Origin of the sequence: Leptospira noumeaensis (genome assembly GCF_004770765.1) — a bacterium.
In the GTDB taxonomy this organism is placed as follows: Bacteria; Spirochaetota; Leptospiria; order Leptospirales; family Leptospiraceae; genus Leptospira_A; species Leptospira_A noumeaensis.
Genome location: NZ_RQFK01000026.1, coordinates 1239661 through 1251778, shown reverse-complemented (window position 1 = coordinate 1251778; position 12118 = coordinate 1239661). Strand labels below are relative to the sequence as shown.

Annotated in this window: 11 protein-coding genes; 5 read left to right on the top strand and 6 right to left on the bottom strand. The window is 39.1% G+C overall.

Going from position 1 to position 12118, the window contains the following annotated elements:
* Position 1 precedes the first annotated feature (1 nt).
* Positions 2-802, top strand: a complete 801-nt coding sequence (gene thiD / locus EHQ24_RS14100; RefSeq protein ID WP_135602205.1) for a bifunctional hydroxymethylpyrimidine kinase/phosphomethylpyrimidine kinase — start codon at positions 2-4, stop codon at positions 800-802.
* Positions 803-816: 14 nt separating this feature from the next.
* Here thiD and EHQ24_RS14095 read toward each other — a convergent pair whose 3' ends face one another.
* A complete protein-coding gene (locus EHQ24_RS14095; RefSeq protein ID WP_425270086.1) occupies positions 817-2934 on the bottom strand; it encodes a sigma-54-dependent Fis family transcriptional regulator in 2118 nt (705 codons plus the stop codon).
* 262 nt (positions 2935-3196) lie between these two features.
* Here EHQ24_RS14095 and EHQ24_RS14090 point away from each other — a divergent pair, with 262 nt between their 5' ends.
* The 4 genes from EHQ24_RS14090 to yihA are packed head-to-tail and all read left to right on the top strand — an operon-like array spanning position 3197 to position 7045.
* A complete protein-coding gene (locus EHQ24_RS14090) occupies positions 3197-5110 on the top strand; it encodes a GAF domain-containing SpoIIE family protein phosphatase (RefSeq protein ID WP_244310428.1) in 1914 nt (637 codons plus the stop codon).
* Entirely contained in the window at positions 5107-5424 is a 318-nt protein-coding gene (locus tag EHQ24_RS14085; RefSeq protein WP_135602203.1) for a tRNA lysidine(34) synthetase, read from the top strand. Before EHQ24_RS14090 ends, EHQ24_RS14085 begins: the two co-directional genes overlap by 4 nt.
* On the top strand, positions 5352-6407 hold the full coding sequence (locus tag EHQ24_RS14080) for a tRNA lysidine(34) synthetase (RefSeq protein ID WP_341867248.1): 1056 nt from the start codon (positions 5352-5354) through the stop codon (positions 6405-6407). Before EHQ24_RS14085 ends, EHQ24_RS14080 begins: the two co-directional genes overlap by 73 nt.
* Before the next feature lie 5 nt (positions 6408-6412).
* A complete protein-coding gene (gene yihA / locus EHQ24_RS14075) occupies positions 6413-7045 on the top strand; it encodes a ribosome biogenesis GTP-binding protein YihA/YsxC (protein WP_135602201.1) in 633 nt (210 codons plus the stop codon).
* Here the strand turns inward: yihA and EHQ24_RS14070 are convergent.
* The 5 genes from EHQ24_RS14070 to EHQ24_RS14050 form a co-directional block, all read right to left on the bottom strand.
* Positions 7024-7737 (bottom strand): hypothetical protein, encoded by a 714-nt coding sequence (locus tag EHQ24_RS14070; RefSeq protein WP_135602200.1) that lies wholly within the window; start codon positions 7735-7737, stop codon positions 7024-7026. The genes yihA and EHQ24_RS14070 overlap by 22 nt on opposite strands.
* 131 nt (positions 7738-7868) lie before the next feature.
* Positions 7869-8492, bottom strand: coding sequence for a surface adhesin Lsa25 (gene lsa25 / locus EHQ24_RS14065; protein WP_244310427.1), 624 nt, complete (start codon positions 8490-8492; stop codon positions 7869-7871).
* 73 nt (positions 8493-8565) lie between these two features.
* Positions 8566-10053, bottom strand: coding sequence for an Omp85 family outer membrane protein (gene omp85 / locus EHQ24_RS14060; RefSeq protein WP_135602198.1), 1488 nt, complete (start codon positions 10051-10053; stop codon positions 8566-8568).
* Positions 10054-10125: 72 nt separating this feature from the next.
* Complete coding sequence (locus EHQ24_RS14055; RefSeq protein WP_135602197.1) at positions 10126-10641, bottom strand: acyl-CoA carboxylase biotin carboxyl carrier protein subunit; 516 nt, start codon at positions 10639-10641, stop codon at positions 10126-10128.
* Position 10642: 1 nt separating this feature from the next.
* Entirely contained in the window at positions 10643-12088 is a 1446-nt protein-coding gene (locus tag EHQ24_RS14050) for an acetyl-CoA carboxylase biotin carboxylase subunit (protein WP_135602196.1), read from the bottom strand.
* Positions 12089-12118: the final 30 nt, after the last annotated feature.

Genomic DNA, 12118 nt, shown 5'->3' with positions numbered 1-12118 from the left:
TATGAACAAAATTTTTCCCATTACCTTAACTGTTGCTGGATCCGATTCCGGAGGTGGTGCCGGGGTGCAAGCAGATCTCAAAACATTCTCCTCACTCGCAACTTTTGGAACCACAACCTTCACTTGTTTAACAGCCCAAAATCCTGATGGGGTCACAGGGATCGCAGAAATTTCGCCAGACTTTGTATCTGCACAACTAAAAGCAGTTTCAGGATACTTTTCCGTCAAAGCAGCAAAAACGGGAATGTTGTACTCTGCTAAAATCATCGAAGTGGTAGCTGAATTTTTTTATGAAAACCCAGACATCCAACTGGTAGTAGATCCAGTGATGGTGGCAACCAGTGGCGCTAAATTACTCAAAGACGATGCAATCGATTCTCTAATCAAAGATCTGTTGCCACTTGCTAAACTAATCACACCTAACCTAGATGAGGCGTCACTGCTTCTAGGAGAAAAAATCCATCAATATGACCAACTGGTTCCTATGGCGGAGAAATTATTTCAAAAGTATAAAGTTCCGGTACTTTTAAAAGGGGGACACCTTCCTAATGCAACAGAAGCAACAGATATTTTGTTTGACGGAAAATCTTCTTATTTATACTCAAAACCGTTTTTGAAAGGCAAAAACACACATGGTACAGGTTGTACGTATTCGGCTGCCATCACATCTTTTTTAGCTCACGGAAAAAATCTTCCTGAAGCAGTTGGTTCCGCTAAAGAATACTTACACTTAACCTTAGAAGATGAAATCCAAACGGGACCAATTTCCCATTTGAATCACTTTCCAGAACCAACCAATTAAGAATAAATTAAAACCTAATATTCTATATTGAGTTCTTTGATTTTTTTATCCAATGTGTTTCGATTGATTCCCAAAAATTTTGCCACACGAGTTTTGGTATAACGAAACTTTTTCATAGCATATTGGATGAGTCTTGATTCTACTTCGCTCACAACAATTTCCATCGCACGACCATCGAGGCCATCGAGTTGGCCCGGTGTCAAACGCCCTGAACCTAAATCCAAAGGTTCCGCTCCAGAAACAGATTCTACATGATTCAATTGAGCCACTTCGGTTGTATGTTCAGGTAAATCTTCTAAACTGGAAAGAATATCTGAAAAATCTTCCTCACTCAACACTTCATCTTGTGCAAGGACAACAGCTCTTTCGATCACATTTTCCAACTCACGAACGTTTCCTGGCCAACGATATTTCAATAGTAATTTGGAAGCTTCTCTGGAAATTCCTTTCACCACTTTGTTATTATCTTTTGTATATTTTTCTAAAAAGTGATTCATAAGGAGTGGAATGTCTTCGACGCGATCACGTAACGGAGGTGTGTTGATCTTTACTACATTCAACCTGTAAAAAAGATCTGCTCTAAACTTTTTTTCAGAAACTAATTGTTCCAATTCTGCATTCGTTGCTGCAATGATCCTTACATCTACTTTTTTTGCCTTAGTAGATCCAATGGCTTCAATTTCACGTTCTTGTAACACACGTAATAGTTTCGATTGTAAGTTTAAATCCATTTCACCGATTTCATCTAGAAAAATGGTTCCGGTATCTGCTAATTCAAACTTTCCTTTTTTATCAGTAACGGCACCGGTAAAAGATCCTTTTTTATGACCGAATAGTTCACTTTCGAGTAAGTTTTCAGGAATGGCAGCACAATTGATTTTGATGAATGGATTTTCCGAACGAGAACTGTTATAATGGATTGCATTGGCAATCATCTCTTTTCCAGTTCCTGATTCACCCGTAATCAAAACAGAGGCCCTGGAATCGGCTACCAGTTGGATTTTTTCAAACATCTTCTCCATACTGGCTGCTTTCCCAATGAGAGAACCAAACTTATATTTATTCTTTAGTTCTCGTTTGAGTTGGATATTTTCACGAGAGATTTCTTTTTTAGCCTCTTCTACCAAGTTTTGAATTTTAATCGATTGAGAAATAATCGAAGCAACTACTTGTAAAAAATCCAAAAAAGATTTGAGATCCGTATGTTTGTTTTGAACAATAAACGCATTCACAACACCGAGCATCGTTTGTTCGCTTAAGATAGGAGCACACAATAAACTCACGTTATGTGGATCATGTTTAAAATGAGACAAATATCCTACACGATTTAAAAAGTCAGGGTGACTCGCCACCGATTCAATGATAATCGGTTCTCCTGATTCAAATACTTTTCCTGTGATCCCTTCCCCAGGTTGGTATGTACCTTTATCAATTTCTTCTGGTGACAAACCAGAAGCCGCAACAATTCGGAGTAATCCTTCATCCTTCTTAAATAAAACAATACTACCCTTCTCCAACCTGAGTGATTTTTCCATAGTGACCATAATGGAATCAAAAACTTCATTTTGATCGAGTGTAGAACTTACCACTTTGGAAATTTCAATGAGTGTTGCTTGGATTTTGGTTCTTTGTTCCAAACTACGAATGGTTTGTAGGTTTTTAAAAATTTGCCCCGCTTGGTGAGCTAGGACACTCACAATTTCCAACATCTCTGCTGTAAATGCATTCAATCTGTTGGAGTCGAGTGAGATGACACCAATGATATCATCTTCCACAATCATCGGTGCAACTAACTCTGATTTAATTTCTTCCTTAACCTGGATGTAGTCCGGATCTTTGGAAACATCGTTGACGAGTTTCGCTTTCCCTGTGGAAGCCGCGACACCAGTAATCCCCTGCCCAATTTTTAATTTGGTTTCGCGAAGGATTTGTTGGTTCATCCCCCGTGAGGTGACAGCATCCAAAAACCCGTTTTTTTCATCGATGAGCATCAAGGAGCCGGATTCAACTCCGCAAATTTGGATGCATCGATCCAAAATGAGTTCCAAGAGTCCGTCGGGGTCTTGGGTGGAGTTCATGGCAGTTGCAACTTCGTGGATGGATTGGATCGGATTGAATTTTTTCACGCTCATATTTCTTGCTCTTTAGTATTACGCTCTGCCTCGAAAGAATACAGAAAGACGTTGCTGGTGACCAAAACACTATGCTTATTTATTAAACAAATAAACCATTTTTTAATCATATTTACCGACATCCTTTCGATTTCTGCAGAAAAAACAACTTTTGCTTATAGATTAAGCATGAATCGTACCAGGTTTCTGAGATCTGAAGGAAATTCTTGTAGCTTATGAAAAAAGAAATCGAATCATCTGGTCTAGGATGAACAGAGAAACCATGGAAGACCGAATTTGTTTGCTCTGTGCTGAGCCCCAACTTCCCAATGGGATCACAAAGAAGGGTCGGTTTTTCTGCCAAACCTGCAACCGCGAATGGATTCTCGAAAAACGTAAAATCCCTCGGATCGGGAAAAACATTCTCTCCTCTGAGGAAAAAACGGAATTCCTCCTAGACAATCTTTCTCTATTTAACTCGGCCATTGGTTTGGAAGATTTAATGCAGAGATTTACCGAACTCATTTCTGTTCGATTGAAACGAGATAAAATTGCAGTATTCATCACTAATTTAGAGTTAGGTGAAATTAAATTAGCATATTATTCCACAAAACAAAAAAATTTACAACGTGCTATCAAAAGAATTACTTTAGATTATGATTTAAGTTATGGAATTTTGATTGAATCCTTGGCTAAAGGAGAACCCTGTTTTTATAAATTTTCCGAACAAACACATCCTTTTTACGAATTTTATTCTAAACTCACAGGAACCAAATCTCAACTTGTAATTCCGATTCTTTATGCAGGGACTGCTGTCGGACTTGTTACAATTGATTATGATGAAGAAGATGATTCTTACTTTTTAGAAGATCAGGAAATTTTACAAATTGTAGTGGGTCAACTTGCTGTATCACTTCGGAATTCTCTGTTATTTTCTAAATCGGAAAACCAATCTAAAAATTTTCAAAGTTTACATACTGCGGCTCTCACTTTAAGCCAATTGTATTTAAATAACCATGATGAAATGGTTCGTATGATTCTTTTGACTTTATCTGGAATTGTAGAATCATCGTTAACCTGTTTGGTGGAAAACCAAACGGGTTCCTCTAAGGCAAAAATATTCAAACTCTATCGTGATTTAGAAAACCACCAAATCCAAACCAATACAGAATCCATAGATATAGAAAAGATTCATTCTTTATTACAAACCAAAGAAACCATAACTATTGATCCCATCACTAACAATGACTTTGAAACAATGGGTATCGAAGGTAAGGAATCCATGGTATTTCCTTTGACCTTGGAAAATGGGACTCGTTGTGTTTTCATTTTAACCAAACAGAATAGTAGGTTCCCTCATGATGAAATTGAAGCACTCAATGCTTTTGTTTCCTTGGCGAGAATCACTATGGAAAATTCCAACTTATACCAAAACCTTTCCAATAAAGAAAGGTTGGAAAAAGAAATTGAAATTGCAAAAGAAATTCAGAGTACTCTATTACCCAGAAAGGCTCCTGAAGCAGAAGGTTTTTCCTTTGGTGGTTTTATGGTGCCTGCGAGGGGAATTGGAGGAGATTATTATGACTTTATTTTATCACCTAACAGAAATGAACTTTTTATTTGTATAGGAGATGTCAGTGGGAAGGGAGTTGCCGCTGGACTTGTGATGGCAACCGTTAGAACCATCTTACATTCTCTTGTCCGAGTCAAAGATTCTCCTTGGGAAATTTTAAATGACATCAATAATTATCTCTATTCCAGTTATAAAGAAGCCATCACTCCCAGATTTATGAGTATGATTTTACTCCGGTGGAACCTAATTACTGGAGAGGTCCAATACTCTGGTGCGGGGCATGGAAATTTTTACCATTACCATGCCAATTCCCAATCTCTCTCTGTGATTGAAACAGAAGGTGTCATTTTAGGAATCCAATCCGATATTTCCAGATTTCGGAATGAGTCCAAGTTGCGATTTGATTCCGGTGACACAATATTACTCTATACTGATGGAGTTACCGAGGCACGAAACTCGGAAGGGACGGAGTTTAGCGAACCAAAACTAAAATCCAGTTTTCTTTCTTGGATTCGTCTCGAGCCAAAAAACATCCTTGAGAGGATCTATTCAGAACTAAAAGAATTTGTCAAAGAACAGGAACAACACGATGATATCACTATGGTGGCTGTAAGGAAGATATGATTTCGGAAATTCCCGCTCCAATTACAAAACTATTTGATTTGGCACTCACCCGAATGGGGAACAAAGTCCCTGAACTTTGGGCAGAAAACAAAACTCAATTTCTCATCTCCTATTCCGGAGGAAAGGACTCCTCTATTTTAATTTTGTTTTGGAAATATCTTGTAGAAAAATACAAAATCCAGGTTCCAACTTTGTTTTATTTATCTCATGGCATTCGCTCCATTGAGACGGAAGAAAAAGAATTATTCCAATTTTTAGATTCAACCAACTTCCCATTCCATTTTGTAAAAAAAAAATCCCAAATCTTTCTCTGAAACTAAAAAAGGGATTAGAAGAAACGGGAAGACTCGTTCGTTACCACGAATTAAAAAAAATAACCGATAAAAATCCATCCATCATCCTTACTGGCCATCACTGTAAAGATTATACAGAATCTATTTTTTTACACCTAACAAGAGGTGGCGGAAAAAAAGCATTTTATACTCTTCCTCCCTTTGACGGGGAACGTTTTTTACCTTTAGTTTTTTTTGAAGATAAAGAATTAGAACAACTTTACCAATTTGTTTCTCAAACCATGCGGATCTTTGAAGATGAATCCAACAAAGATCCCGTTTATAAACGTAACCGGCTCCGAATGGACTTACTTCCCATCTTAGAAAAAGAAAGTTGGAACTTTCACAAAACCTATTGGAATTTTCACGATAGATCCCAACTTAATTTACAGTTTGATTTAAAAAGAGAAAACATACAAAAACCAACTCCACATTTATTTCGAATCCCTCATGAAACTTGGACAAGCCTCAATTTATCATCAAAAAAAGAACTCATCGATTTTCATTTAAAACTTTTGGGGCATTACCCTCTATACAAATCAGGGTTTGATAATTTCCATCTACAATCAGAAGGAGAAAGGGCTTTTTTAGAAAACAAAAACTGTTTCTTATACAAATCAAAGTTTGGTGACCTTTTCATTATTGATAAAAAATCTCCAGCCTTTAAAAAGGCAGTCTCACACCGGGAAGGAAATTTTCTTTATATTGAATGGAATCAAAACAAATTCAAACTCTCAGATCCAGAGGAAAAATACAACCTAGGATCTTGGCACCATGGTCAAAAAATTCAAATTCGCTCAGGAAATAAGGAAATTTCGGAATGTATGAGAGAAAACGGAATTCCTTTTTTCCTAAGAACTTTCATTCCTATCCTTTATTTTGAAGGGGAACCCATCCAAATTTTGTTTTCTCTGTTTTCAAAAAGCGAAAAGAATTATCCGAAACGAATCTATTTGGAAAGGTGAACTAGATGCATAAGTATTCCAAAGAAATCCCCTTTCCCGAAACTAAATTTTTCACATCTATCGCAAATTTAAGTGAAAAGGAAGATTTGGATTCAGTTCCTTCCATTACATTTATGGGAAGATCCAATTCTGGAAAGTCAAGTTTACTCAATGCACTTTCCAACCACAGAGGCCTTGCCAAAGTTTCGAAAACCCCTGGGAAAACAAAACTCATCAATATCTTTAGAACCAAAGAAGGATTTAATCTCATCGACTTACCAGGGTTTGGTTACTCAAAAGCCTCTCACAAAGAACACAAAGATATGATGAAACTTTTAGAAGGATTTCTTAATAGTTGGCAAAATTTAAAAATTCTATTCATTCTTTGTGATTCACAAAGAGAATTTCCCGAAGAGGAACTTTCCACCATTGAAGTGGCTATGGAAAAAAAAATCAAACCCGTAGTGATTCGTACAAAAATCGACAAACTCAACCAAAGCGAACAACACCGTGTACGTACGGATATGGAAGCTGCAATGAATGAAATTGGTGTTCCCTTTCGAGTATTTTATCTTTCGGCGACAACGGGAAGAGGTGTGGGAGAGTTACGTGAGTTTATCGTAGAAAATATGATCGATCAAACAAAGGTGTCTAAATAATTACCTGAATTTGATCCAGTTTGAAGACTCATCATCCCAAACAAATTGGAAGTCATCATTTTACGGAAGTCTGTGAGGAGGGCAAAAGTTTCTTTCAGTTGTTCTTTCACACGAAGGAGTCTTACTTCTTCTTCCAACCGTTTTTTTTCAGATTCAATTTCTTTCAAACGTTCCGCAGAATGAACATCCGTAGAAGATTTTTTAGTTTTCTCTGACTCTAACCTTGTTTCTAATTCTTTGATTTTTGATTCCAAATCTTTTTCATGAGATTTCTGCATGATCTCTTTTGGATTTAATTTGGTTTTCTCTTTCGAATTTGGTTTTTTGTCTTCTTCCTCTTTTAATTGAAAAAGGTCTTTGATTGACTTTCCGTCAGAGTAAGGAGTAAGAGCAGGATCCTCTTCCGAATTTGATTTTGCACGAGTGACTGCATGGGTCTCGCCACTCACCGCCACCATACGACCATCTCTTAGTTCATAATTGATTTTGACTTGAACTTCTTGGACATCTCGTCCTTCTCGGAAGGCTTGGTTTTTGAATTCGGCGGCATGGCCTAGTTCATGAGAAATGACATGAAGCGCGGATAAAGATTCGGGGGCCGATTCTAATTGTCCATGACCAACATAACTCACCCGGCGATCTTTCAAAAGATCTACATTCATACGATTGAATGAGGAATCGTCTATTCTCATGAAAACCTAACCACCTAATGGGTACTTCGGTTGATTCTTAGAAAATATTAGTAGGAAATTGGATTTTTGGAAAGCGAAAACTCTCCTGAAAAGGTCAGGAGAGTGGTGAAATTGATGCGAATTTTCGGAGTTTACGGGCCGGTGCGAACACAACGGACAAAATTCCTTTGTGTTTTTACAATCGCCTTCTCTACCCCATAAGACTGTCTGTCGAAAGAAATGGCGTGGGCCGTTTCTCCAGGGATATCTTCGCTGTTTGACCAAGCTGTCCAATAATCATCTTCTTGGGTGGAAGGAAAAAATTGGAGGGTGGCGGCACGGCCAGGAACCACTAATCTTTGGTATTCAACAACCGTAGGAACTCGCCAAGTTGCCCCTAAGTAGTTGCTGTTTTGGCAGGCTCCATAAAGTTCACTGGCTCCCGCAATGGCAATGGACGAAGTCCCTTGTACCACCTGTGGGAAAGCAATGGAATTACAAGCATGTGTTTTGGAATCACAATAGGCAACTTGCACTGCCCCTGCACGAGCTACGTCATTAGGATTGAAAATAGAACCTTGTGGGGATCCCAAACAATCATTAAAACCGGCGCGGTAAACTTGACCATGCGTACATTTTTGCCATACTAAGTTGGCAACAGGGTCTGAAATGGTTCCATTCCCATTGTCTCTGAGACTTTGGTTTGCCAGGATTCCAGCAAGGAGTTGGTTGGTTTCTTCAGGGCTTAAACCGTAGATATCCTCTACTGGTTTCATTTCACAATTCATGAAAAAGGATAAGACCAAAAGAGCGAAACAATATTGAATTTTTTTCATAATCTCTGCTCTCCTAAAAAATATGATTAAAGTTAATGAATGTTTGTCTATCTTCATTTGAAATCGCATGATCAAAATAGATAACAGTTGCTTGGTTCCACGGGATACGAAGTCCAATCCCTCTTGAATGTTTGTAGTTTTTAAGATTAGCATCTTCTGTACGATCCCAAACTCGTCCTACATCATAAAACGGAACCAATTGGAAGTCAAAGTGTTGTCCCCAAAACTCAGTCTCTGCAAACTTCCAACGAATTTCGAAGTTAGCAAAAGCCATGGTTTGTCCCACAAAACGATCCTGTTTATAACCACGAATGGTAGTTCGTCCACCTAAACCTGATTGGTTGGTTTCCGTTCCCCACATGTTGCGGTATTCATAAAAAGGTGCATCTCCATTGGTTTGGATCATCGTTCCGCGAGCCGCAAGAACAAACTTTTCTAAAATTTCAGGAGGTTTGCTAGTAAACCACTGCACAGGACTCAAAAAAATACGACCCGATACTAAGTTTTTGTTAAAATCGTAGGTAGATCCAATCGCCTTAGCCGAACGTTCGTGTGTGTATTCTAGGAATACTCCACGATTAGGGTCTGGTTCAAAGTCACGAGTATCGAATACAATCCCGGCGCGGACAGTGTTCGTATAACCACCGTTAAGGCCCTTAATCTTTCCATCTTTATCGTCACGAGTTAATTTTGTTTCTCCTTGAGGAGTACCGAAAGTACGATCAACCCCGAGAAGGCCCAAAACCCCGTCTGCTGGACCTAATTGTGCGTCGTTATACTTTCCATCGTATGTACGAATGATTTGTTTGGAGAGACGAACCCCAGTCACCGTACGAAGTGTTCCTCCAAAAAAGGAATACTCACCAGATGCACTAAAGTTAGGATTTTCAATATCGTAACGATTGTACCTGTGATCACTGACGATTGGTGCTTCCCCTTGGCCTGCATCCCCAGGGCGACGATAGTTCAAATTGTCCTCATAATCGGAAAAAGGAGCATTTCGTCGGATTTGACCATTGGGGTTGTTTCTTTCTAAATAAGAAAGTGGTTGAAGGGTGTCCGATCCAATTCCGAAAAATAGGGAGTTGGGATTTCGTTCATAAACTAAATCCCCACGAAGTCTCCATTTTGTATCAAAAATATAAGGAGCATCGATACTCAATTGGTGGTAAGGTGCGTTTTTTGTCGTATTAAAGTACTGAGCAAAGACCCGAACACGATACGGAGTGTATTCAAACATGGGAGATTTCTTTTCCCCATTGTAAAAATAAATCACACGTGCCCCATACCCTACTCCCACATTGGGGTCGGAGTTGATGAGAGGAAGACCTGTGAAGTAGCCTCCCTCTTTTTTATTCTTAAAATCCCGCTCGCTCAGCCTCTTTTTTTCAGAGATCTCGAACGGAAGGTCGGTACGGGGTTGACGTTCCTGACCGAGAACCCCGTGGAAAAACGAAAAAAACAACAGAAGTATGAAACTTCTTAAAATATGATTGTACATTCTCTACCTATCAGCCAAAGAAACTGCCTTATGCTGGGAAGTTTGAAAAATATGTCAAATAGATTCGAAAATTTATGTTTTTTCCGGTTCGATTCTGTGTAAAATGATCAGCACTTCGTCCTGTTGGACCAGATCCCCTTGTGATTTTCGAATTTCTTCCACTCGGCATGGATAAGGGGCCTTAACAGCGTTCTCCATTTTCATGGCTTCCAAAATGAGTAAAGTCTCTCCCCCTTTGTGTTCCCTTCCCACCTCAGTAGAGATTTGCACTACTTTTCCGGGCATCGGGCTTTTGATTTCGGGAGAGGTCTGGCCACCAGCTTCGTACTGACGTTCGGTAAGTTTCCCACTCCAAATTTCACCTTTCCAATGGAGGAAAATTTCATTCCTTACTTTCAAATATTGTAATACAGATCCATCTTTCATTGTAACAGATCGAAGAGGATTTGTTTCGTTGGGATGAGTTTCTTCTTTGATCCAATCTTCTAAATGAAATGAAAAAGAATCTTTGCCCAAACGAACCCGTGTTTGGGATCCACTCACATAAACGGAAGCAGAGCCGGATTTTGTTTCAAAAAGATAATCCATGTTATGTGGTCTCACTCAACCAAGGGTTACTTGATTCCTTCGAAGTAAAAAATGCACCGGCGAAAGCGAGTTTAAGCTCTTCCTTTGTATTGTTTGCCAAAAGTGCAGGTTCATGATCTGCAATGTAATGAGTAGAAACTTTTCCTTCTGCAAATTCTTTTGCCGAAACAAGTTTTTGTAAAAATTGTAAATTGGTTTTTGGACCAAATACAATAGTTTCAGACAAACATTCAATGAGGCGGTGTATGGCAGTGATTCTGTCTTCCCCCCATACAATCATTTTGGCAATCATGGGATCGTAAAACATAGTGATTTCAGATCCTGAAACAACACCAGAATCAATTCGTAAATAATCTCGTTTGGGAAAAGATAGATGATGGATTTTTCCTGTAGAAGGAAGGAATCCTTCTTTTGGATCTTCTGCATAAATTCGCACTTCTAAAGCATGTCCTTTTTGTGGTGGGGTTTGTAACTGAGGTAATGGTTCTCCCTGACAGACGCGAATTTGCCATTCCACTAAATCAAGGCCGGTGGTCATTTCCGTGACAGGATGTTCCACTTGCAAACGTGTGTTCATTTCTAAAAAATAAAACTCACCACTTTCACCTAAGATGAATTCAACGGTGCCTGCACCTTCATATTGAACAGCTTTGGCCGCCATTACTGCAGCTTGAGACATCTTTGTTTTTAAATCAGAATTATAACTGGGAGCCGGAGTTTCTTCGACTACCTTTTGGTGACGTCTCTGTAAGGAACAATCCCTTTCATGTAAGTGGATGATGTTGCCTTGTGAATCTCCAAAAATTTGAAACTCAACGTGGCGCGGATTGGTAATGTATTTTTCTAAAAGGATACGATCATCACCAAAGGCAGAAAGTGATTCCCGTTTTGCCGAAAGAATTCCTGGTTCTAATTCTTCAGGGGTATTGATTCTACGCATTCCTTTTCCACCGCCGCCGGCACTAGCCTTTGCCATGATTGGGTATCCAATTTTTTCCGCTTCTTTTTTGAATACCGACATTTCTTGTGAGGCACCTTCGTAACCAGGAACCACTGGCACTCCATTTTTTGCAACTAACAGGCGTGATCCGATTTTATCACCCATTGCTTCAATGGAATGAGGTTTCGGTCCAATGAATCGAATCCCTTGTTTTTCCAATTTTTTTGCAAAGTCAGTATTTTCCGATAAAAATCCATAACCTGGGTGAACGGCATCTGCTCCCGTTTCCATACATGCCTGGATGACCTTTTCTACATTCAAATAGGAAGAACGGGCATCCGTTCCGCCTAAAGAGAACGCTTCGTCTGCTGACCTGACAAATAAACTTTGGGCATCAGGATCGGAATAAACTGCTACCGTTTTGATTCCCATTTTTTTTGCGGTGCGAATGACACGGACGGCAATTTCACCACGGTTGGCGATGAGTATTTTTTGGATCGGCTTCATGTGAGTAGGATCAAAACTAAAGGGGCTAGA